This is a genomic window from candidate division WOR-3 bacterium (genome assembly GCA_016934535.1).
Lineage (GTDB): Bacteria > SDB-A > SDB-A > SDB-A > SDB-A > JAFGIG01.
In genome coordinates, this window is the sequence record JAFGSQ010000003.1 from 1 (window position 1) to 22783 (window position 22783).

23 protein-coding genes are annotated in these 22783 nt (G+C 47.0%); all 23 read left to right on the plus strand.

The window, feature by feature from the left end; all coding sequences use genetic code 11:
- The first annotated feature begins 37 nt into the window (after positions 1–37).
- On the plus strand, positions 38–1864 hold the full coding sequence (locus tag JXL83_00255) for a glutamate mutase L (protein MBN2362544.1): 1827 nt from the start codon (positions 38–40) through the stop codon (positions 1862–1864).
- A gap of 3 nt (positions 1865–1867) precedes the next feature.
- A complete protein-coding gene (locus JXL83_00260; GenBank protein MBN2362545.1) occupies positions 1868–2995 on the plus strand; it encodes a hypothetical protein in 1128 nt (375 codons plus the stop codon).
- 2 nt (positions 2996–2997) lie between these two features.
- A complete protein-coding gene (locus JXL83_00265; protein ID MBN2362546.1) occupies positions 2998–4161 on the plus strand; it encodes a fibronectin type III domain-containing protein in 1164 nt (387 codons plus the stop codon).
- A 40-nt stretch (positions 4162–4201) separates the two neighbouring features.
- Entirely contained in the window at positions 4202–4822 is a 621-nt protein-coding gene (locus JXL83_00270) for a hypothetical protein (protein MBN2362547.1), read from the plus strand.
- Positions 4822–5700, plus strand: a complete 879-nt coding sequence (locus tag JXL83_00275) for a hypothetical protein (GenBank protein ID MBN2362548.1) — start codon at positions 4822–4824, stop codon at positions 5698–5700. Before JXL83_00270 ends, JXL83_00275 begins: the two co-directional genes overlap by 1 nt.
- Entirely contained in the window at positions 5700–6347 is a 648-nt protein-coding gene (locus JXL83_00280) for a hypothetical protein (protein ID MBN2362549.1), read from the plus strand. The genes JXL83_00275 and JXL83_00280 overlap by 1 nt, the downstream gene beginning before the upstream one ends.
- A gap of 8 nt (positions 6348–6355) precedes the next feature.
- Positions 6356–7507: a hypothetical protein gene (locus JXL83_00285; protein MBN2362550.1), complete on the plus strand. Its 1152-nt coding sequence runs from the start codon at positions 6356–6358 to the stop codon at positions 7505–7507.
- Positions 7508–7947: 440 nt separating this feature from the next.
- Positions 7948–9066, plus strand: a complete 1119-nt coding sequence (locus tag JXL83_00290) for a hypothetical protein (protein ID MBN2362551.1) — start codon at positions 7948–7950, stop codon at positions 9064–9066.
- Positions 9063–9698: a hypothetical protein gene (locus JXL83_00295; protein MBN2362552.1), complete on the plus strand. Its 636-nt coding sequence runs from the start codon at positions 9063–9065 to the stop codon at positions 9696–9698. The genes JXL83_00290 and JXL83_00295 overlap by 4 nt, the downstream gene beginning before the upstream one ends.
- Positions 9682–10422, plus strand: coding sequence for a hypothetical protein (locus JXL83_00300; protein ID MBN2362553.1), 741 nt, complete (start codon positions 9682–9684; stop codon positions 10420–10422). Before JXL83_00295 ends, JXL83_00300 begins: the two co-directional genes overlap by 17 nt.
- Positions 10419–11015, plus strand: a complete 597-nt coding sequence (locus JXL83_00305) for a hypothetical protein (protein MBN2362554.1) — start codon at positions 10419–10421, stop codon at positions 11013–11015. The genes JXL83_00300 and JXL83_00305 overlap by 4 nt, the downstream gene beginning before the upstream one ends.
- On the plus strand, positions 11012–11779 hold the full coding sequence (locus tag JXL83_00310; GenBank protein ID MBN2362555.1) for a hypothetical protein: 768 nt from the start codon (positions 11012–11014) through the stop codon (positions 11777–11779). Before JXL83_00305 ends, JXL83_00310 begins: the two co-directional genes overlap by 4 nt.
- A gap of 72 nt (positions 11780–11851) precedes the next feature.
- On the plus strand, positions 11852–12718 hold the full coding sequence (locus JXL83_00315; GenBank protein MBN2362556.1) for a DUF4388 domain-containing protein: 867 nt from the start codon (positions 11852–11854) through the stop codon (positions 12716–12718).
- 3 nt (positions 12719–12721) lie between these two features.
- Positions 12722–13462, plus strand: coding sequence for a hypothetical protein (locus tag JXL83_00320; GenBank protein MBN2362557.1), 741 nt, complete (start codon positions 12722–12724; stop codon positions 13460–13462).
- Positions 13462–14238: a hypothetical protein gene (locus JXL83_00325; protein ID MBN2362558.1), complete on the plus strand. Its 777-nt coding sequence runs from the start codon at positions 13462–13464 to the stop codon at positions 14236–14238. The genes JXL83_00320 and JXL83_00325 overlap by 1 nt, the downstream gene beginning before the upstream one ends.
- Positions 14239–14241: 3 nt before the next feature.
- On the plus strand, positions 14242–14628 hold the full coding sequence (locus tag JXL83_00330) for a hypothetical protein (protein MBN2362559.1): 387 nt from the start codon (positions 14242–14244) through the stop codon (positions 14626–14628).
- Positions 14629–14634: 6 nt separating this feature from the next.
- The gene (locus JXL83_00335; protein MBN2362560.1) at positions 14635–14970 is read left to right on the plus strand and encodes a hypothetical protein; all 336 of its coding nucleotides are present in this window, start codon (positions 14635–14637) and stop codon (positions 14968–14970) included.
- A 162-nt stretch (positions 14971–15132) separates the two neighbouring features.
- Positions 15133–17838 (plus strand): TonB-dependent receptor, encoded by a 2706-nt coding sequence (locus JXL83_00340; GenBank protein ID MBN2362561.1) that lies wholly within the window; start codon positions 15133–15135, stop codon positions 17836–17838.
- 77 nt (positions 17839–17915) lie between these two features.
- Positions 17916–18551 carry a MotA/TolQ/ExbB proton channel family protein gene (locus JXL83_00345; protein MBN2362562.1) on the plus strand — a complete coding sequence of 212 codons (636 nt, stop codon included), beginning with the start codon at positions 17916–17918 and terminating at the stop codon, positions 18549–18551.
- Between the two features lies 1 nt (position 18552).
- Complete coding sequence (locus tag JXL83_00350; protein ID MBN2362563.1) at positions 18553–19053, plus strand: biopolymer transporter ExbD; 501 nt, start codon at positions 18553–18555, stop codon at positions 19051–19053.
- A gap of 8 nt (positions 19054–19061) precedes the next feature.
- Entirely contained in the window at positions 19062–19547 is a 486-nt protein-coding gene (locus tag JXL83_00355) for a biopolymer transporter ExbD (GenBank protein ID MBN2362564.1), read from the plus strand.
- A gap of 1 nt (position 19548) precedes the next feature.
- Positions 19549–20196 (plus strand): energy transducer TonB, encoded by a 648-nt coding sequence (locus tag JXL83_00360; protein ID MBN2362565.1) that lies wholly within the window; start codon positions 19549–19551, stop codon positions 20194–20196.
- Between the two features lie 11 nt (positions 20197–20207).
- Positions 20208–22781, plus strand: a complete 2574-nt coding sequence (locus JXL83_00365; protein MBN2362566.1) for a T9SS type A sorting domain-containing protein — start codon at positions 20208–20210, stop codon at positions 22779–22781.
- Positions 22782–22783: the final 2 nt, after the last annotated feature.

Genomic DNA, 22783 nt, shown 5'->3' on the forward strand with positions numbered 1-22783 from the left:
AAAAAAGGCTTTTTTCGCAGGTGGAAAAGGAGGTCTGATGAAGCCGAAGGAACAGATAAAGACAATTCTCGCGACTGACTGCGGATCCACCACTACAAAGGCGATTCTCATTCAGAAAGACGACAAAGTAGGAAGGTACAGGCTCATCGTCAGAGGTGAAGCGCCGACGACCGTGGAATCACCGTTCGAAGACGTCACGATAGGCGTTCTCAATTCGGTAAAGGAAGTCGAAGAACTGGTCGACAGGAAAATCCTCGAAAATGATAAAATTATAAAGGACAGGTCCGAAAGCGAAGGCGTAGACATATACATTTCTACTTCTTCGGCCGGAGGCGGTCTTCAGATGATGGTCGCCGGAGTTGTCAAGAACATGACGGCCGAATCCGCGGCGAGAGCAGCCCTCGGAGCCGGCTCCATTGTCATGGACGTAATTGCAACGAACGACAAGCGCCTTCCGCACCAGAGGATAGAGAGAATAAGGAACCTCAGGCCGGACATGATACTTCTTTCCGGAGGCATTGACGGCGGGACGACAAAGCACGTCGCGGAACTCGCCGAGCTCATAGCCGCTGCAGATCCGAAACCCCGCTTCGGTTCGACTTTCAAACTTCCCGTCATATTCGCCGGAAACAAAGACGCCCGGGGGATGGTCGAGGAAAGACTTAAAGAAAAAACCGAACTTTTCATTGTCGACAACTTGCGCCCTATTCTCGAAAGAGAAAATTTAAAACCGGCGAGGGACAAAATACACGACCTTTTTATGGAGCACGTAATGGCACAGGCGCCGGGATACAGAAAACTGATGTCCTGGACCGACGTCAGCATAATGCCTACGCCGGGAGCCGTCGGTCTGCTTATTGAGACAGTGGCCAAACAGGAGAACATACAGGTCATAGGCGTCGACATAGGCGGCGCGACGACTGACGTATTCAGTGTTTTTGTAGACAAAACTGAAAAAAAACCCGTTTTCAACAGGACGGTATCGGCCAACCTCGGTATGTCGTATTCAATTTCCAACGTAATGGCTGAAGCCGGAATTCCAAACATAATGAGGTGGGTGCCGTTCAAGATGGACGAAAAAGACCTGAGGAACAGGATCCGCAACAAAATGATAAGACCGACGACGATACCCCAGACACTCGAAGAGTTGAAGGTCGAACAGGCCATTGCAAGAGAAGCGCTGAGGCTCGCATTCATCCAGCACAAATTCATGGCCGTCGGGTTAAAAGGAGTTCAGCAGGAGAGGACGATTTCCGACGCTTTCGATCAGGCGGCGACAGGAGTCTCTCTCGTCGACATGATGAATCTGAACATGCTCATAGGCTCCGGAGGGGTCCTGTCACACGCACCGAGAAGAGCCCAGTCGGCTCTGATGATGATAGACGCTTTCCTGCCTGAAGGAGTGACGTTGCTCGCGGTCGACTCGATATTCATGATGCCGCACCTTGGAGTCCTTTCGACGGTCCATCCGGAAGCGGCGACGGAGGTATTCGACAACGACTGTCTGATAAGATTAGGACACTGCATCGCACCGGTGGAGAAAAAGAAGAAAAAGCCGGGAGATTCATGTTTGCACATAAAATTCGAAAGCGGGAGGGAAGAATCCGTTGAATTCGGCACTCTCAAACTTTTTGAATTCCCGGAGGGCAAGAAGGAAAAAGCCGTGCTGTATCCCGACAGAAATTTTGACTTAGGCGCCGGCTTCGGGAAGGAAATAGAAACCGTCCTCGAAGGCGGAGTCGTCGGTCTGATAGTCGACACACGCGGAAGAAGACCTTTCGAGATAGCCAAGACTGACGAAGAACGCATAAATAAACTCAGCGCATGGAACAAAGCGCTCAACATATACCCGGACGAGAGGTGATTTATGGCACACGCGTACACACCCGGACTGATGGTGACGGAAAGAACCGTCCTGAGGAAAGAGAGAAGACTGCCTCTCAAAGGCAAAGTCGCGCTTGATAAAATTGGCACGGAGGTCAAGGCTCTGGACGTAGTCGCGAGAACTGAACTGCCGGGAAATGTCCTGCCCTTCAATCTTGCCGGAAAGCTCGGAACAGCGACGAGCGACGTAAAAAACGCGCTGAAAGTGGAAATTGGCGGAACTATAACAAAGGGCCAGATGATAGCCGAAACGAAAGGATTTATGGGGCTTTTCAAGGCTTCCGCGAGATCTCCGATAGACGGCACGCTCGAAAGTCTATCCGACGTCACGGGGCAGGCAATACTCAGGGAACCTCCACAGCCTGTCGAAAAAGACGCTTACATAGACGGAAAAATAGTCGAAATATTTCCGGAAGAAGGAGTCGTCGTCGAGACCGTATGTTCTTTCGTACAGGGTATTTTCGGAATAGGCGGAGAGACGAGAGGCGAGATATTTCCAATAGTCGGCGATCCGTCGGAGGAATTGACCGTCAATCACATTACTCCTGAATGCAAAGGCAAAATAGTCATTGGCGGATCGTTCTGCACTTCGGAAGTCATGAAAAAAGCCGCCGAGACAGGAGTTAAGGCGATAGTCGTCGGAGGAGTGGATGATGAAGACCTTAAAAAATTCATCGGCTACGACATAGGCGTTGCCATTACGGGGCACGAAGACGTCGGACTGACTCTCGTGGTGACGGAAGGTTTCGGAAAAATAGCAATGGCAAAAAAGACTTTCAGGCTCCTATGCTCCAAAAAGGGATCCATGGCTTCAGTCAACGGCGCCACTCAGATAAGAGCCGGCGTCATGAGGCCGGAGGTCATCATCCCCATAAAACTTTCCGATGACGACAAAAAAATAGAATTCAAGGAATCGGGTATGATGGAAATTGGAACACTCGTCAGGATAATAAGGGAGCCCAATTTCGGCATGATAGGCGAAGTTTCGGAACTTCCACCCGAGCCGAGACAGATAGAGACGGAAGCCAAAGTCAGAGTTGTAAAGGTAAAGCTTCAGGACGGAAAGCAGGTACTTCTTCCGAGAGCCAACGTAGAACTCATTGAGGAGTAAACATGATTTTTAAAAAATTTATTCCGGCCGTTATCCTGGTCTTTTTGGGTTCGCTGACCTTGACCGGGTCTTCCGTGTGTGTTGAGGACGTGCCCGACGACGACGGCACGGCTCTTATAATCAGTTGGGAGCCGCCAGGAGACATTCCGGGATTTTTCATGTACAAAATATACAGAAAAGACTCTCCGGACGGAGAATTTATCCAGGTCGGGAAATCGAGTAAAATTGAAAATTGTGTTTTTGTTGACAGGGATCCGCGATATCCTCTTAATGCCGGCATGAATGTTGTATACAGAATAGTCGCTAATGACGAAGAAGGAAACGAAATTAAGGAAATAGGAGTTTCGGAAGTATTTTCCTCCTCACATTCATTTTTCAACGGGTCAAAAATCAACACTTTCATAGCTGTGACGTTTGTTTTTACCACATTGATTTCTTTTCTCACATTGGCTAAAAAAGATAAAAAACTTTTTATAAGAAAAATAGCGGGACTTGACGCTCTCGATGAAGCAGTCGGAAGAGCGACTGAGATGGGCAGGCCTGTCCTTTACGTCCCCGGTCTTTCGACTATGGACGACATAGCGACCGTAGCCTCTATAAACATCTTGGGGCCTGTTGCAAAAAAAGTGGCCGAATATGAGACAAAGATTCTTGTTCCGAACAGGAATCCTATCGTCTACACAATAACACATGAGGTCGTCAAAGAGGCTTATCTTGAAGCGGGAAGACCCGATGCTTTTCAGGAGGACCAGGTCTTCTTTGTTTCTGAGAGTCAATTTGCATACGTAGCGGCTGTAAACGGTATAATGATGAGGGAAAAACCCGCGACCAACCTGTTTTTAGGCATGTTCTGGGCAGAATCTCTTCTATTGGCTGAAACAGGAAACGCGACCGGAGCTGTCCAGATTGCCGGAACAGACTCTGTGACACAATTGCCCTTCTTCGTAACTTCATGCGACTACACTCTGATAGGGGAGGAACTCTACGCAGCGAGCGCTTACCTCTCTCGTGATCCGGTCCTCGTCGGAACAATAAAGGCGCAGGATATTGAAAAAGCCATAATTCTTATCCTTCTCGTCCTACTTTCCATTTTAGCGATAATGAATTTTAATTTAATTCGTTCAGATAATTTTTCAAGATTAATTATGTCTTTTTTTGGAACATAAATATGGAGCGTTTTACACATATATCTAAAGGAGCAGGGAAATGTTTTTAAAGAGGACTCTTCCCCTTCTCATAGTCTTTCTGCTCGGTCTGGCTATGATGATTCAGTTTTTCATACCACATCCTATCTCTCAGCAATTTTATGACAGCATGGCAGATTGGGTGAGGATTTCCGGAGCTTTCGCCTTGATACTCGGACTCGCCAGTTTTTTCTATGTTCATTCAAGAAAACTCGCCAGAAAAAACAAGGACAGTTTTTTCTCGGGAGTTGCCATGTTCTGTCTCATCGGGATGGCTGTTATAGGTATTTTCGGCAGAGGGGGAATAAACGGCTGGCTTTTCTCGAATCTGTATAGAAGTGTAAATGTATCTCTCGATGCGACCATGTTCTCTCTTCTTTCTTTTTACATAGCTTCAGCCGCGTTCAAAGCTTTTAAGGCGAGGAATGCCATGGCATTTGCCCTATTAGTGACGGCGGTCATAGTTATGTTGGGAAGAGTCTCTTTCGGAAGTTTTCTGGACGGAATCGTTGAGTGGATAATGGTCTATCCGAACACTGCCGCTCAGAGAGGTATTATTCTCGGTATTGGTCTTGGAATGATAGCTACCTCACTGAAAATAATGCTTGGCATCGAGAGGTCCTATCTCGGAGGAGGAGACTGATGAAATTCTGGCTTTTCATGGACAAATTGGACAGGAGATGGCTGTTTTTACTGATCGGCCTTTCAGTTATTATCCCTTCCATAACTAATCTGAGGTTTCCCGTGACGACGACGCCCCCGACTCTAAACCTCTGGAATTTTGTGGACAGTTTGAAATACACAAAAAAGCCTTTGATTATTATATGCGATTATTCTCCTTCAACGTCACCTGAACTCCAGCCGATGGCTCACGCACTTTTCAGACACGCTCTCGAAGCGGATATTCCTGTCATCCTTTATGGAGGACTTTACACAGAGGGATTTGGACTCGCAAGAATAGCCGAAGAGACCGTCCTCGAGGAGATGAATTTTCACAAAGCAAACGGTGATTCCATAGTCTATGGCAAAGACTATGTATTTTTACCATTTGTTCCAGGTGGTCTTGCAGTAATTGCAGGAATGGGAGAAGATTTCATAGGAACTTTCAGAGTTGATGCGCGGGGAGACAGTTTGAAATTAATGCCCATGATGGATAATGTCAGGAGACTCGAAGACATAGGTTTGATAGTTGATATTGCCGGGTCTGCTGTATCGAGGACCTGGATGGTCTATGCCGGAACGAGATACGGAACGCCTGTAGGAGTCGGAACTACTGCTGTAAGCGCCGCCGAATATTACACTTTCCTTCAGACCCGTCAATTCGTCGGTATGCTGGGAGGAATGAAGGGCGCTGCTGAATACGAGGAACTCAATGCTAAGAGACTGAACATTGAGGTCAGAAAACAGGCAGGTATAGCCATGGCTTCCCAGAATTTCGTCCACCTTTTGATAATCTTCATGGTAATACTCGGCAACATTTCCTTCTTCGTCCTCAAAAGAAACAGGGATAGGAGGTCCTGATGCATCTTTCAACTAGCATTTGGGTTTGGATAGCGGCTTTCCTGACCCTTACAATTTATTCCTTTCTTTACAAGGACAATCCTCTCTACAGATTTGCCGAACATGTTTTCGTAGGAGCTTCCGTCGGATGGTCAATTGCAATTGTCTGGCACATGACAGCTATTCCGTATATAGGCATTCCTTTGAGAGATGCCGTCATTCAGAGAAACTGGCCCGGATTTATCTACGTAGCAATACCGACATTACTTGGATCTCTCTATTTTTTCAGATTCTTTCCTAAACAGAGCTGGTTGGCAAGATGGCCTATCGCCGTGATGATGGGATATTACTGCGGAATATCAATATCCCCGAGCATTGAAGCTAATATTTTTGCACAAGTTCAGGGGACTATTCTCACTGGTTTCAACCCTACCAGTTTGAATTCCTGGTGGGCTCTGCTTCTTCTCATTGGCGTCGTATCAACTCTCTTCTATTTTTTCTTTTCTCTCAAGCACGAAGGATTTGTAGGAAAGACTTCGAAACTCGGAATATGGTTTGTCATGATAGCCTTCGGCGCCTCATTCGGTTACACAGTCATGGCGCGTGTCTCTCTTTTAATCGGCAGAATCCAGTTTCTTCTCCACGACTGGCTCGGAATTCTGAGATGAAGTGAAACATGAAAACTATACTAGGCTCAATAATCTTTTTGATGAGCTTTTCGGTTGTCTTCGGCGGTGTCACCGTCGAAGACGTTCCGAACGACGACGGATCGGCTCTATATGTAATCTGGAATCAGACAGATAATCCTGATGCCTCGGGTTATATGGTCTACAGAAAAGATTCTCCCGAAACGGGATTTTTCATTTTATCAAGAATTGGATCGGTTGCCGAGACAGTATATGTTGATTATGATCCGCGGTATCCTCTCGAAGCCGGAATGGATGTCTCCTACAAAATCGTTGCGATGTCTCAAGAAGAGGAAGAACTGGAAGTCATGGGCGAAAGTTCTGTCTTCAGCTCGTCCGCTTCCTTTTTTAACAAAACCAAGATTAACACATTCATTGCAACTGTTTTTGCCTTTATTCTCATAGTGTATTTTATAAATTCAGTAAAAAAAGGAAAAACACTTTTTATAAGAAAAATTGCTGGACTTGACGCTCTCGATGAAGCCGTCGGAAGAGCGACTGAAATGGGAAGACCCGTCCTTTACGTTTCAGGTCTTGGATACATGGAAGATATTGCTACTGTAGCTTCTATAAACATCCTGGGACCAGTCGCAAAAAAAGTAGCCGAATACGAGACAAAGATTATTGTTCCCAATTTTGATCCTATTGTTTACACAGTCACATCCGAAGTCGTAAAAGAGGCTTATCTTGAAGCGGGAAAGCCCGACGCTTTCAATCCCGATCAGGTGTTCTTTATCTCAGAACACCAGTTTGCTTATGTCGCCGCTGTAAACGGAATAATGCTCAGAGAAAAACCGGCGACTAATCTTTTTTTAGGCATGTTCTACGCCGAATCTCTTTTATTGGCTGAGACAGGAAACTCTACAGGTGCAATCCAGATAGCCGGAACAGACGCAGTAACACAACTTCCGTTTTTTATAACTTCCTGTGACTATACATTGATTGGCGAGGAACTCTATGCAGCGAGCGCGTATCTCTCGAAGGATCCTGTCCTCTGCGCGACTATCAAGGCACAGGACATTGAAAAAGGTTTGTTGATGATATTTCTCGTGTCTCTTTCGATACTTTCCATATTGAACGTATTCGTTTTCAAGTCAGACATAATCTGGAGGTTCATCTCGGCATTCTTCAGGGTAGAGTAAAAACAGTTGGTTAATTCTTGATTTAATGAAAAAAGTCACCTTAAAAGTGCCTGTTTTTGTTTCTGTTTTATGCTCAAAAAAAAGTAAAAAATCAGATCAGCTTGTTACCGAATATTAACCAAAGGACATATCAGAATTTATTTTTGATACTTTCTTGGTAGCGACAGAAAACTCAACAATGTTGGGCTTGTCTACGAAATGGGAAGAGGAAAACTTTTTAGCCGTGGTAGATATCTCTCATTCTTTTTTTTAGCGTTACGATATTTTCATCTATGATGAAAAATCGGATTCGCGTCAATTCGCGGTTAATATTCTTTTCTTTTATTCGCCGATATCTTTGTTTTTTAAAGTTAATTGCTCATTGATATTTGCCTTTTTAGATGTAGAATTTTATAAATGGTGAAAATATTGATAACGAACCTTAAAATGTCCGCAAGAAAATGCAGGCGTTAGCGGTTTTAATACTCATTGCGGGACTCGATCCCGAACCTCCGCCGTCTGTCAAGGCCGCGGACATACCCGACGACCGCGGCGGGGTGATAGAAATTTCCTGGACAAGAAGCTTGTCTGACACGACGGGAAATATAAACAATGTTTGGGGATACAGGATTTTCAGGATACAGGCTCATACCTTCGACACGCAGTTTCTCGGATTCCGAGACAGATGGTCTGATCTCGTTTTCACGGATTCAACGGCAGTTGACGGAACGGTTTACGTTTACTGTGTCCAAACAAAGTCTTCCACCGGCGTATCGGACCTCACGTATTCAAAACCTGTGAAATCGAGAAGCTCGTTTTTCAGAGCCAGGAGACTTGCGGTCGCCTTGGCAGTCCTTGCCGGTGTATTGGTTTTTATCTTTTCCAAAGAAAAAACTTCGGATTTTTTCAAAAAAAAGGCAATCGGCGACAGTATTTGCTGGGCCATGGAAAAAGGGAAAATCGTCATGGTCATTTTAAGCTACGAAAATCCCTCTTCAAGAAAAGGCGTTTCGAGAACTCTAACAGATCTCAAATGGATTGCTGAAAAAGTCATTTCGGCGAAAGGGGAGATAAGGGTTCTGACTCCCGGTTATCTTCAGGGCGCCGCCACAGGTATTTTCAGGGAGATATTCATGAAAGAGGGGCGTCTTCAGGATTTCAATCCACTGTGGATAAGAAGGACATGGTCGGGAGGAGTATCTTATTCGGATGAAGCGACAAGACTGATAAGCAAATGGAAGCCTGGTATTGTTATGATAACGGGAGAACCGGGAGTTTGGACATTTCAGCCTCTCAATAAAATTTTAAGCCTCGGCGGTAAGATAGTTGGCATAAAGACCGATCTGCATTTTCTTCCCGCGGTTTTGTCTTCCGGCATTAGGATCGAAAACATTTCGGGGGCCCTTTCGGAGGTTTTTTCACCGGGACCCGTCAATAAAAAATACTGCTGGGCTATTATTTTTTTTATATCGGTTTCGCTGGGCTATCTGTTGTTGTGCTGGATGCTGATGGGTACTGACGGCCTTGATCCAATATTATCTTTGAGAAATTTTCTTCCTTTTCTAAAGGCGGTTCCGTGAACCTGATATCATCTGTCGTCGCGATATTGATGCTCGTTTTGTTTTTCGCCGTTTCAGGTTCTCCGGGAGAAATAATTGAAAGAGAAATGCTTTATGGTTTCAGGGTGCTTTCGGGTTTCATACTGATTGCCGGAATTCTGAGGGTAATAGGCGTAAACTACAACAGGCGCAAATCGGGAGGTAAACAGGCGGTTTCAGGAGTTCTGTTTCTTCTGACGGCTTCAGCGTTTTTCACTCTGTTTTCCCTCGACGGTTTTACAGGCACGGCTCCATCAAAGTTTGTGTTGCGAGCATTCGCCATACCTCTCTGGACAGGTTTTGCCTCACTTTCGGGTCTGGCATTGTGCGCCGCGGTACTTAGATCCGCCGGGTTTAAAAAGTGGGAATCCGCCGTCGCGGTTTTCACAGCCTCGTTTTTTTTGCTGGCTCTGACGCTTCCGGAAAATGTCTTCAGGTTTCAAGCCGTTCCAGGAAAACAGATCTATTTTAACGACGTCGCTTCCGGTTTGTTCGAGATAGTTTTAACAGGCGGATTGAGAGGTTTTTTACTCGCTTTCTTCTGTCTCGTTTTCGCCGACAGGATAAGAGTGCTCCTCGGCAAGGAAAAAAGAACCGATGAATATACGCCCTGACTCTTCAAACACGCTGATATGGATATTGACAGCCGCTTCGCTGGCCGGTTTTGCCGCCGGAATACCGGCTTTCAGACCTTACACTGAAAAAGACGGTTCATTTCCAACAAGTTCCGGAACAGGGAGAGTGGTCGCGATCCTCGATTTTTCTCCAGAAACCTGGGACGAAATGGCGCCTGTCTGCGTGTCGGTTATAAAATCGCTTCTCGAAGAAAGGAACGAGATCGTCGTCCTGTCAACAGACCTGTGCGCCGCTTTCTGGTTCGACGCTTTTTCAGAAAAATTCAGGGTAAAAGACAAATCCGGCGAGTCGTGGTCGCAAATAAGATGGGCAGGATACATGCCCGGTTTCCCTTCGAGCGCAATAGAGATATTCAGGGAACCTTATCTGGTCACGGGGGATTCCCTTTTCGGCCGGGAAAAAGTAAAGTATGTCATATTTTCTTCGGGGGAAAATTTTCACCACTGGATCTTTTTCGGATGGGCTCGAAACAGACCGGAAGCCGTTTATTACACCTCTTCGTCATTTTACCCCCAGGCTTATCTATACAAATCTTCAGGTCAGGCTGAATATATAAGCCAGGGCATCGCTTTTTTTGAAGGAAAGGAATTTTCGAGAAGAAAAGCTTCGGTTTCATGGTTTTGTTTTGTTTTCTCAGTTGTCCTTGTTTCCAAGACAGTGTTTTCTGGGGTAGGAAGATTTTTGCAAAGAGGGAAAATTTGATGGAATTCATGCTCGCTGTTTTACTGACAGCGGCCGTTTTCAGCTTTTTCTGGAGAGAGAGTTTTTTGTTCAGAGGCGCCGAATTGTTAGCTTACGCGGTGACTCTGGCGCTGATAAGCAGGGCCGTTGTCAAATATTTTTTTGAACCTCAGCTGGTCATTGCCTCGGAATTCATGCCGCGATATCTGTGGTACGTTATCGGATCCGGAATCGTGCTCGGCGAGATACCTAAATTAAAAAAAATTGCCCGAGTGCCTATGAGTATTTTTGTCGGTGTGGGTACGGCACTTTTACTCGAAGGGATAGTCGAGGGTTTTATGATTCCTCAGATTTCCGCTTTTTTGCGCTTTGACCCCGAAACTGTCCCTATGCTGAAAGCTTTCGCCGTGGCATCAACGGCTTTAGCAGTGATGGTGTTTTTCGTTTTGCCGGTCCAATCTAAAAACAGCGCCTCCGCAGTTTTGAAAGTTTTCGGAAAAACCGTGTTGTTTTTCATTTTGGGAGTAATGCTGTCCGGTCTTGTTTTCACCGCCGCCACTTATATTTCGGGGAGGATATCGGCGTTTTACAATCTTGGAAGGAGTTTTTATTGAGGTTGGAACGGGTCAGAAATTCCGAGGACATAATAGCCTGTCACATGGCAAACGACGAAGCTTTGCTCGAATGCGCGATAAAGAACAAAAAAGCCGGTGCCGTTATAAGATTTTATTCTACGGTTTGCCCGGCGCTGACCGTCGGCAGAAACCAGAAAATCATGCATGAATTTATAAAGTCATGCGAATACAACAAAGTGCAAATCACAAGAAGACTTACAGGAGGCAGAGCCGTTCCTCATTTCAGGGAGATAACCTATTGCGTCGTCGCTCCTCTCAAAGGAGTTTTTTCAAAAGGCGTCGTGGAAAGCTTCATGATAATTTCTGAAAGGCTTGTACGGGGAATAAAGAGCGCGGGGGTGACAGCCGACATTTCAAGAGTCGAAAGAGGCGAAAACGGTACTGTGTCCTGTTTCGATTCTGTGGGAAGGCATGAAATAACCGTCGAGGGACACAAAGTCCTTGGAAGTGCCCAGTTCAGAAAATCCGGTTATCTTCTTCAGCAGGGCACACTCGTCTACAGAAAACTTCCCTCCGAACTCGAAACGATACTAAACTTTAAAAGCGTTTCAATAGAAGAGGCGACAGACCGCATTCCCTTCTGGGAGGAGACCGCTGATAAAATGTTCGAATCCGTCGCCGGTTTGTTTGACGGAATTCCTGACGTCAGGGAACTTGACGAAGAGGAAAAAACCTTTTCGGCGAATGTACTCGCTAAATATGCGGGATTGTCAAGCTTTAACCATGGGGAACTTGAAAAATAAAAACCGCATTGATTTAAGAATGATTTCATTGTATAAAATATTCTACATCTTCAGGTTCTATAAGGAGGCAAAATGGCTATTCAATGCAATATTACTGACGCGAGCCCCAGTGAATTGCTTTTTTTCCTTTCGCATTTCAAAAAAACGGGAACTTTAAAACTCCAGAGCAAAAACAGCGAAGGAGAGATTTTTATCAAATCCGGCAGAATAGTTCACGCAGTGAACAAGGACGTTGTCGGATTGGAAGCGCTTTACAACCTCGCCATGATACAGGATGGCCAAATAAGTTTTTTTCAGGACGAGGTTCCCGCGTCAGAGACTATTGCTGAAGAATCCCTGCAGGTTATCAGCGAAGCAGAGAGAAGAAGAGCCGAACTTGCCGATCTTATGAAAAGAGTGCCTCCTCTTGAAACGGTCCTTCAGAGAGCGATTAAGCTTTCCATCGACGAAGATGTCACTCTGAGAAAGAGCGACTGGAAAGTTTTTGTCATGACGGACGGAAAAGCTCCTCTCAGAAAAATAATTGAGACTTCAAATATTGGTATGCTTGAAGTTTACTCGAGCATAACCTGGCTACTTGAAAAAAACTACATCGTGGATCCGGTCGCGGCAATCAGAGAGCTCAAAACGAGTCTTTTCAAACTTAATGAACTCGTCAAAGAATTCGGGGAAGGCGGCGTTGGAGTGCCGGCCTGGATATCCTTTCTCAAAGAGCAGGTCAAGAAATACGATCCTGACGATTCAAAACTCGGGCCATTTTTGACCTGGAATTCGGACAGCCTTCAGATCCAGGAACAGAACGTTACGCCTAAAAACGGCGCTGTGCTTAACGAATTCCTTCAGAAGCTGATAACTATAATTCTCGAAAAAGCCGTTAATGATTACGGCAGAATAATAGCCAAAAGAAAATACGATCAGGTCGTCAAGAGGATTTCCTGACAAATGGCCGACACGGCAAAACTGACAGAAAACGCCAAATCCCTGGGTGAAAAAATATTTAAAACAGGCGGAATAAAAACCCTCGAAGTCCTGAACTCACTTGACGGCGACCTTCTTTTCACGGCCGGCGCAACCGACTCAAGCCTCTACGACATAACGGCGTTCATAGGATCGGTCAGCGCTCCTGTGTCCAAAACCATGAAGATTGAAAATCTGAGATATGCGGTTGTCGAATGCCGCAACGGGACATCTGTACTCATAACCGAGGAAAGCTACATCATTGGAATAAGATGTGCCGGGGAAACCGATCCTGACGAAGTCGCAAAAAACGCAATTGTCGCATTACAACCTGACAAAACCGCTGTTTCAGAAGCCGTCCGCTCAACGACCGTCCAGTCGAAAGAGGCCAGGCTGGCATCAGGCAAGATAAAACAAATAAACCTCCTCATAGACGAATTCTCTCTGGACAACGAAGTGAGACCATGGCTGGATCTCGTTGAAAGGAAACTCGAGGAATTCAGGGGGCAAAAAGCCCTGGTGGATTATCTTGAGATCAGAGAGGACAGGCTGGCTTTACTGCCGACGACAGACGAAATTGACGAGAAAGAAATCAACGAGGTTTCTAAAAATCTGATCGACTCGCTTTGCAGGCTGGCTATTGAGAAACTGGGACCGGACGCGGCGAAAAACAAGGTTCACAATGTCATCCAGAAGATGGGATTTCTGGCCAGGAAAAAGGATTGATGATGGACCCCCTGGAGATTCTCAGAGAAGCGACCGCAGCGGCAAAAGTTTTTATCTGCGACAATTCGATCTGCAGAGAAGCGGGAGATCTCGAGGGGATTGAACTCGGCGGAAGCGATCTTTTACGGGCTTGCGGTTCCGTCAAGGGAGCCGCCGCAAGCATAAACGGAGACGAGGTTTTTAAAATAATCTTTCATGGTTCGAACGTAACCGTCGCTTTCGTGAAACAACCATTGGATACTATCTGTCTACTCTGGCAGGAACAGATTGCGACTCTCGTCCAATTGAACAGAGTTGACGTCGCCGTTAAAAATATGCTCGAACCTCCTGTGGCGGCGGAACCTCCCAAAGAAGAAAAAGCTGAAACACCCGAACCTCCTGTTACGCCGGAAGAGACTGCGACTGCGTATAAGGAACCGGAACCCGAAAAACCGCCTGAAGAAGAGAAAATCGAACCTCCCCCCCCAGAAATAGTTCCCGAGAAAACCGTACCTGAGCCCTCCGCAAAAAAGATAACATACGACGCTGAGGCAATTGACATGATCGAGTCCGTTCTTGAAAAATACCTCGACGATTTCAGTTCCGTAATATTCGACAACGAGATATCTGACCTCGGCTTAAAGCTGAAAGGCGCCGAATCTTTTTCAAAGGATCAGATAGATCTGCTCATAAAAAAACTGCACGACGCCGCCTCCCTGATTGTGGGCGGCACCACCGCGCACGAAATGCAGGAAGATATCATGAAATCAATTAAAGATGCGGAAAGGGAGGCTTGATAAATGGCTCTTATTTCGTTATTGGTGACGGCTCAGGGGCTTCCTCCGGACGTTCAGAACCTCTGGACCGTGAAAACGTGGGCCGCCGTTGTTTCGGCCATGTTTTTATGGCTCGCGTTCGTTTTGCTCGGTTTGGCGGCGAGGAATTATCAGAAAGTCCTAAGGCAGACAACCGAGTGGCAGTTTCTCGTTATTGCTCCGTCGGGCATTCTGATTTATGCCGTAATTCAGGCAGTCTTGCTCGTGACGGCCGGAAAATACAGGCTGGTAGGGATGACCGGATACATCGGGTACGGTTTGTTTCTCGTATCTGCGGTCATAACTCTCGTCGGCACGCTCAGGTTTTACGGAGTCATAAAAGGCAAGAGAAGAAAAAAGCAGGGGAGGTGAAGAGCCGTGGTTAAAACTATGCTGGCTGAACAGCTTTTCATGATAGGCGAGATTGCTCTCGTTTTGGCTCTTATAATTTACGGTCTAATACTGAAAAGGCTTCTCAAACTACTGAAAAAGTCGCCGATTTTCTGGATCATGCTTATAGTTTCCGGCCTGTTCGTGCTTATGTCCCTCGTTTTTCATGCAATTGGGGTTTATGAAAAAGGCTCGGTTGAAGATCCGGTCGAATTGATGAGAACTCTCGGTATGATGGGGCTTCTGGAAGTTGCCGCGATTTTCGTTGGAAGCGTTATGGCTATATTTTCTGGAGTGCTTTACAACAGATGGTCTCATAGGTGATCAAGTGGTCGCCGCGCCGGATTCAACCGGAAAAAATCGGGAATAATGAATTTTACAATATGAACAGTTAATTGTTGACTAATATAATGTTAATTTCTATAATTCTAGGTAATGTTTTGATTAGTAATTTAAAACATACGGCAGGCAATCGAGGAGGTAGGTATGTTCAGGTGGGCTGAAAAAGCAGTATTAATTGTATGTTTGTTCCTCGTCGCGTCTTTGCTCGTTGCAGGCTCGACAGGAAAGATCCGCGGAAGGGTGGTAGACGAAAGAGGCAACCCCGTCCCTTACGCTCAAGTAATGGTCCTCAACACGAGTTTCGGAGGACTGACAAACGCTCAGGGCGAGTTCGACATAATAGGTATCCCTCCGGGAACCTACACTGTCCAGGCGGCGATGATAGGTTTCACTCCGGCTCAAAAAACGTCCGTTTCCGTCAACGTTGACAGGACGACCGACGTCGGCGCCATGGTGCTTCGTTCGGAAGCCCTGGAGATCGGGATAGAAGTGACGACCTACGGCACGAGAATGATAGCCGCTGACGTCACCGCGACGGAAATCAGCGTCAACCAGGAAGACATGCAGGCACTGGGCCTCGAAAACTTCGCCGAAGCCCTTACCCGTTCGACCGCGGCGACAGAACAGGGCGGTCAGATACACATGCGCGGAGGCAGAGGCGGAGAGATCCTCTACATGGTAGACGGAATGTCGGTCAAAGACCCCATCGTCGGCGGGAGCTACGCCATTGACGTTGCTACAAACGCCGTCCAGCAGATGAACATAATGGCCGGCGGTTTCAATGCCGAATACGGCCAGGCTCAATCCGGAGTTGTCAACGTCGTCACGAGAGAGGGAAGCAGAACTCAGTATTCAGGAAGACTCTCGTATTCAACGGACAAATTCGCAGGTTCCAACAGGGATTACAGTTTCAACACGGACAGATACGATTTTTCTTTAGGCGGGCCGGAACCCATAACAAGGGCTCTCCTCGGCAGAGGAAGAGAAGGATCCGAAGCGGGATATCTCACTTTCTTCGTCTCTACGTCCGGTTACTTTTCAAATACGGGAACTCCTTTCCCGGAACTTCAGACGGATTACGATTTCTTGAAAAACAGATTCGACCCGGACACCACAAACTACAGGGGATGGGTCAGCCCGGGAGATTTCCTGCTTCAATCGGACCTGAGCAATTCGACTCAGCTTTTTTCTTTGAGGCAGAGCAACAAATTCACGTCCAACGCCAAGCTCGCCTATCTGCTTACGAGCACTAAAAAACTTGTACTCTCTTTCAACAAGACCTGGCGTTGGAGACTCCCTTACCAGCACGCCTTCAAATACAACGCTCATCATTCACTGGTCGTTCAGGACATAGCGTATCAGTGGACCGTCGGATGGAATCACACGATTTCAGCAAAAGCCTTTTACAACATAAAAGTGGGTTTTTTCCACAACCAGGACGCTGTCGATCACGGACACAACCCCGATTACTTCTTTCCCGGAACTTTTCCAGAAGAGTATTTTCCGTACCAGGCCAACTACCTCGGCATAAGGTTCCTAAATCACAATGAATGGGACCAGTGGGCGAGGTGGGAAAGAAGGGACCTAAAGAGATGGACCGTACTCGGAGATTTCTCGTGGCAGTTGAACAGGGAAAACCTTCTGAAGATCGGCGGAAGCGTGGAATATTACAAAATACAGCAGGGCGACATACAGTACACGTGGCAGTTTTACGAAGGCGCGATACAGGCACAGCCTTGGGAACCGTATCCCGACCAGGGCGTTTTCAGAGACTGCTGGAAGGCTCAACCTATGGGCGCCGCTTTCTATATTCAGGATAAACTCGAAACCGAAGGAATGATAATAAACCTCGGATTGAGAGCCGACTTGTGGGTGCCGGGTCAAGATTTCGAAAAATATCCCGATCCTCTTTCGGGAGACACTCTGGAATCGACGAACAAGTTCGACATCAGCCCGAGAATTGGTATAGCTTTCCCGATAACGGATAAAGACAAACTCTATTTCTCTTACGGAAGATTCATCCAGCTTCCCGAGCTCCAATATCTCTACGGAGCAAATCAGCAGGGATCTTCGGCCATCAAGAATTACACAAATCCGAACCTCGACGCTGAAAAAACCGTTCAATACGAAATAGGTCTGGACCATGCTTTCTCGAACGTTGCGAAAATGTCCATTAGGGCGTTTTTCAAGGACATCCGCGGACTCATAGGACTCATGACCGGCGGTACGCCTCCTTTCGACGGCCAGATATACACTAACCTCGACTACGGAAACGTGAGGGGATTCGACTTTTCTTTCGACAAAACCGTTAAAAATTATTGGGGTTTCAGCGTCAACTACACTCTTCAATGGTCGGACGGAAAAGGATCGTCCGCGAGGGACAATTACCTCGTTACCGATCCCCTGGAAATCCCCCTGAAAACATATCCTCTCGACTGGGACGAAAGACACGCCATAAAAGGCAACGTAATTCTCGCGGCAGACGAGGGTGAAAAAATGTTCGGTTTTGTCCCGGACAAGTGGTCTTTTTCAATTGAATGTCTCTACGGCAGCGGATTCCCATATTCTCCGAGCACGGACAACCCGGACTACGACTTGCTCAAAGGCGAAAATTACATGAGAATGCCTTATCACATTCAGTGGAACATGACTTTCATAAAGAATTTCAAAATTGGTCCGGTCGGATACGGATTCAGGTTCCAGGTCGACAACATTTTCAACAAACAGGATGTTATAGACATAGACGAAGACACCGGAACTTGGAACGGCAACGGAACAGAAGTCCAGTCAGACCCGTTGAATCTGTCAGATCCGAGACAGATAATGGTCGGATTTTTCGCGGAGTTTTAACTATTGAACCTTCCGGGGGATGGTTATACTCCTCCCCCGGTTTGTTTAGATTGTATTAATAATAAGGAGTGAGCCAGATGGGAGTGATTCAGTTTTACAGAGAAGGCGGCTGGGCGATGCACCTTTTACTCGTGTGTGCACTGGTAGGTCTTTTTTTCATGATAGAAAGAATAATATATCTTTTTTTCAAGACGCGACCGGATCCGATTGATTACGTCGAAAAACTCTCCAGGGACATAAAATCGAAAAAGGGAAAAGAGGGAATAGAATCTGCCCTGAGAAAATCCAAATCCGACTCGTTCCCCATTGCGAGAATATCTACATCAATGCTCGAAAAAGCTCCTTACGGAAAAGACGAAATGGAAGAGGCGAGAGACACCGAAGCGCTGAAATCTCTGTCCTTTCTCGACAGGGGCATGCTGGTCCTCGCCGCTGTCGCAAACATAGCTCCTCTTATTGGTTTCCTCGGAACGGTCGTCGGTATGATGATGGCGTTCGAATCAATAGCAAAAGCAGGAACAGTTGAACCGACGATAGTCGCAGACGGTATCAGGGTGGCTCTTATTACGACCGCCGCGGGACTGATGATAGCTTTCCCTGTCAGCGCTTTTCACGTCTGGTTCAGCTCCAGGATAAATACCGTCACGAGAAAATACGAGGAAGCTACGTCGATATTGATCGAATCGGTGTTAGAGCAGGAAATAGAGGGATGAGATGGCTTTCAGGCAGAAAGTAACGCGAGCGGCCGAAATACCAACTTCTTCCATGTCCGACATTGCCTTTCTGCTTTTGGTGTTTTTTCTGGTGACGACACATTTTCAGAGAGACACCGGCATAGTGACGAAACTGCCACCGAGCGGGGAGACCCAGGAAGCGCAGGAAAACATAGTGCTGAGCATAGTCGTGCCTGAAGACACTTTTGCTGCAGGAGACAGCGTCAAAGTCGGCGGAGTCAAGGTGCCTTTTTCGGAACTTCAACAGGCTGTTTACGAATCAGTTTCAGTTTCAATAGAGTCGAGAAAAATGAAAGCCCCTCTTATTTTTGTCGAAAAAGGTGTGACTTATGAGCGGATGCTCGAAGTTTACGAAGAAGTGATGAAAGCCGCAGACAAACTTGACACGGAACACCCTGAACTGCCGGAAGCGGACTGGTTCAACAAACAGACGGTTGCGGCCCTGATTAGTGTTCAACTCAGACCTATAACAGGCTGGTAGGCGGTTTTATGAGGATAGAAAAAGAGAAAAAAGTAGAAGCGAGAATACCGACAGCTTCAATGTCGGACATCGCTTTCCTGCTCATTATATTTTTTATGGTGACGACTGTTTTCAGGCAGGAAAGAGGTCTCGACATAACTCTTCCGGGCTCCAATCTCGCTCTGAAACTTGAGCAGAGAAGAATCCATCACATTTATCTGGGTTGGTCATCGAGAAACCCTAACGAAAGAGTGCCGATCGTATCAATAAACGACCAGATTTTTCCCATGGATCAGGTTGACGGCGTCCTAAGACAGAAACTGGAAGAATACAGAGCGAGTACAACAGGCACCGACGAAGAATGGAAGCAGTTTGTTTTCAGCCTGCAGATAGAGAGGGACATGCCTTACGTTTTTGTGGACTCTTTGTTGCAGGAAGCGAGACAGGGCGGAAGGAACGTCGTTCAGGCCATACAGATAAATTACGGAGCGAGAGAAGCTCAAAAAGGGGGATGAAATGAATCAAAGGCGCATGGACACGTCTGTCCCCATGAGGACAGGTATAATACTCGCCCTGGTTTTCCATCTTCTTGCGCTCGTCGCTATTCCGGAGCCTGACATCCCGGAATACAAACCCGCCGAGAGGAAAGAATCCGAAAACATCCAGCAGGAAGTCAATCTCCAGGTCGATTTCCAGACAATAGAGGAGATACAGCAACAAATACAGCAGCCCCAGGACATTCTGCAGGAAATTCAGCAGAGCGGAGAAATAATACTTTCGACGGAGGGAGACACGCTTATAGGCGGAACTGCTTCAGACGTCTTCGAAGTAGACACAACAGAACTGTTGCCGGATGACAATGGAGATGTATCCTCGGAATACGTAAGCGTATATGAAACTCCCCCGAGACCGATTCACATACAGGAACCGGTTTATCCTTCGGCGGCTCTCAATCAGAACCTTGAAGGAACGGTTGTTCTCCTTCTGTATGTCGACATAAACGGATCCGTAACGAGAGCCGAAGTCATAAATTCGAACAATCCCCTTTTCAACGACGCTGCCATAGCAGCGGGTCTTAAATGCACTTTCAAACCGGCCGAAAGCGCCGGCAGACCTATTAGAGTAAAATTGGTTTTTCCCGTTAACTTTAAGTTAAGTAATTAAAGGAGGTGGATGTGAAGAGACCTGTTTTGATATTTTTTTCTCTTCTGCTCGTATTATCGGCATCATCCGGCTACGCAAGGATGAGAGACGAATACACGGCGATGGCTAATCCCTATACTCAGTTTCGGGCAATGACCCAGAGTAACATCTGGCTTTGCTTTTCCAACTACGGCTTTTTCGGTAACGCCGGCGAATACGGAACAGTTCCTTATTCCTGTATGTTCCCGGCTTATTCGAACCAGGACTATCTTTTTCAGGGAGGCCTTTGGATAGCAGCGTTGGCCGGCAGAGACACTCTTTGTACTGTCGGTTGCGACGGTTGGGCTCACGAACACGAAATGTGGCCAGGCGTTACATCAGCTGATTCGATAATCCAGAGATCTACGATACCGACTTCTCCCGTCTATGATTCGACGGCCGTATCGGAACTCGATTTCATTGCAATTTACTGGGACACTTTCACTGATCCGACTATTCCTAATTCGGGAGCATATCACAGAGTCATGGGGATTCAGGTAATTCAGGAGAGTTTTTCCTGGTCTTACAATTACGCGGAAGATTTCATAATAATAAATTTCTGGATAAAGAACATCGGAAGAAAAAATCTCAGAGAGTTCTACATGGGGTTGTACGTGGACGCTGATGTCGGTCCTGCCGGCGCGCAGTACGATGACAAATCGCAGGACGACGTCTGCGGATTCGTTCCGACGATTCCCATCCAGTACGGAGGAAATCCGCTCAATCCGAAAGACAGCATAAACGTCGCGTGGATAGCAAATGCAGCCATGGCGGGATTTTCTCAATCGGGAACAGCTCAGGGAGTTATAACCCCTGATGTCACCGGAACCAGGGTGCTAAGGACACCAAATCCCCACCTGACGACTTCGTTCAACTGGTGGTACAGCAATCAGAACGACATGATACTCGACTGGGGACCCTGTTTTCCGAACAATCCCTTCGACAGCATCATGAAGCTTGTCAATTCACAGTTGAATCCCGGAGATCCTCAGCCCGGGACACCCAGTTACGACGATCCGAGAGCCGACATTTTGAAGTGGCTTCTATGCGGAAACGGATCTTTCGATCCGGATCAGTTGGACATAAAATACGCCAACAGAGATACGCTTTTCAACGACACGAGATACCTTCTATCATTCGGTCCGATTTTTCCCGCAATAAGGAATGGCGTACCCGTCACTGATTCCATGTTCCTGCCCGGCGACAGCGTTCCCGTAACTTTTGCATACATAGGCGGAGAGAATTTCCAGACAGTTTGGAACGCTCCGCTCTGGAGTCAGCACCCTTATTACAACGGTGTTGACACTATGTTCGGCAGAGATCAGTCCTGGTCTCCTCTGAGGTACGATTTCACGGATCTCGGCGTCAACGCGAGATGGGCTCTTGATGTGTACGACAATCCGAACGTCATAACCAATAATCCTAACGGAACGGACAGAGTCACAAACAGCAGATGGCCGACCATAGTCCCCGGCGACACGGTCATTTGCGACACGCTTGATCCGTTCTTCCACTGGCCTATTCCTCTTATAGTCGCCGGTGACACAATAGACTGGACCGGAGACGGGATTCCCGATTACGCTGGTCCTCCTCCTCCGGCTTTCACGGAAATGCTCGTTTTACCCGGAGTGCCGAGACCCAACGACGTCACAATACTCTGGGGAAGAAGGAACAAGGTCCCGTATAATCCGGACAAGGATTCTCTGTGGAACGTGTTGCCCGACGAACAGGTCGGAACGGATATATTCGCTCCCAACTACGAAGACTTCCAGGGATACAGGGTTTACCGCAGTTACCCGAACAACGAAAGGGAAATTGCAGGATGGACTCTTCTCAGACAGTGGGACAGAGGACGAAGATGGATACATGCGATACCGAGCGACACTCTTTCAGACACCTTGGAGGTACCCACTGATCCGAATTTCGCTTACCGTTGCTGGTTGGACCGCGATCCGATAAGAGCGCCAAACGCAGACCTGACAGACACTGTTCTTCAGCTCAAATATCAGCTCGCTCACAACCCTGACTTTTCATCACTCAGGCAGTACGAAAACACTTACAGATATGTTTATGTCGATTCAGGGGTCACGATCCTCAGCCCCGTCTATTACACGGTCACTTGCTTCGATTTCGGAAATCCTCAAACCGGAGTCACACCGCTGGAAACATCCAAAGGCAGTAACGCATTTAGAGTGGTTCCCGGACCGGCACCTCAACCTCTCAATGAAGATATGCCCGTCATGGTAATCCCCAATCCTTACAGGGGAGACATTGACTATTCGTCGGCCGCCAGTGGGCACCCTTGGGAGGATCCGTCGAGAGCAGGATGGACAGAGCACTCGAGAAGGATATCATTCATTAACCTTCCGTCTGTTTGCACTATTAGGATATACACTTTGAGCGGCGAACTGGTTAAAACGCTCGAACACGAGGACCAGTTCAGCAGTGTCCACGACTGGGACATGATTTCATCTGATGTCCAGCTCATAGCGAGCGGCATCTATCTTTTCTCGGTCGAAGACGAATCCGGAAAAACTCAAGTCGGCAAATTTGTCGTTCTGAAGTAGGA

Bases quoted from the DNA above. Each gene is read 5' to 3' on its own strand.
- JXL83_00265 (MBN2362546.1), top strand. From the start codon at position 2,998: ATGATTTTTAAAAAATTTATTCCGGCCGTTATCCTGGTCTTTTTGGGT.
- JXL83_00275 (MBN2362548.1), top strand. From the start codon at position 4,822: ATGAAATTCTGGCTTTTCATGGACAAATTGGACAGGAGATGGCTGTTT.
- JXL83_00290 (MBN2362551.1), top strand. From the start codon at position 7,948: ATGCAGGCGTTAGCGGTTTTAATACTCATTGCGGGACTCGATCCCGAA.
- JXL83_00315 (MBN2362556.1), top strand. From the start codon at position 11,852: ATGGCTATTCAATGCAATATTACTGACGCGAGCCCCAGTGAATTGCTT.
- JXL83_00355 (MBN2362564.1), top strand. From the start codon at position 19,062: ATGAGGATAGAAAAAGAGAAAAAAGTAGAAGCGAGAATACCGACAGCT.
- JXL83_00330 (MBN2362559.1), top strand. From the start codon at position 14,242: ATGGCTCTTATTTCGTTATTGGTGACGGCTCAGGGGCTTCCTCCGGAC.
- JXL83_00285 (MBN2362550.1), top strand. From the start codon at position 6,356: ATGAAAACTATACTAGGCTCAATAATCTTTTTGATGAGCTTTTCGGTT.
- JXL83_00260 (MBN2362545.1), top strand. From the start codon at position 1,868: ATGGCACACGCGTACACACCCGGACTGATGGTGACGGAAAGAACCGTC.
- JXL83_00320 (MBN2362557.1), top strand. From the start codon at position 12,722: ATGGCCGACACGGCAAAACTGACAGAAAACGCCAAATCCCTGGGTGAA.
- JXL83_00340 (MBN2362561.1), top strand. From the start codon at position 15,133: ATGTTCAGGTGGGCTGAAAAAGCAGTATTAATTGTATGTTTGTTCCTC.
- JXL83_00345 (MBN2362562.1), top strand. From the start codon at position 17,916: ATGGGAGTGATTCAGTTTTACAGAGAAGGCGGCTGGGCGATGCACCTT.
- JXL83_00300 (MBN2362553.1), top strand. From the start codon at position 9,682: ATGAATATACGCCCTGACTCTTCAAACACGCTGATATGGATATTGACA.
- JXL83_00255 (MBN2362544.1), top strand. From the start codon at position 38: ATGAAGCCGAAGGAACAGATAAAGACAATTCTCGCGACTGACTGCGGA.
- JXL83_00280 (MBN2362549.1), top strand. From the start codon at position 5,700: ATGCATCTTTCAACTAGCATTTGGGTTTGGATAGCGGCTTTCCTGACC.
- JXL83_00270 (MBN2362547.1), top strand. From the start codon at position 4,202: ATGTTTTTAAAGAGGACTCTTCCCCTTCTCATAGTCTTTCTGCTCGGT.
- JXL83_00360 (MBN2362565.1), top strand. From the start codon at position 19,549: ATGAATCAAAGGCGCATGGACACGTCTGTCCCCATGAGGACAGGTATA.
- JXL83_00325 (MBN2362558.1), top strand. From the start codon at position 13,462: ATGATGGACCCCCTGGAGATTCTCAGAGAAGCGACCGCAGCGGCAAAA.
- JXL83_00350 (MBN2362563.1), top strand. From the start codon at position 18,553: ATGGCTTTCAGGCAGAAAGTAACGCGAGCGGCCGAAATACCAACTTCT.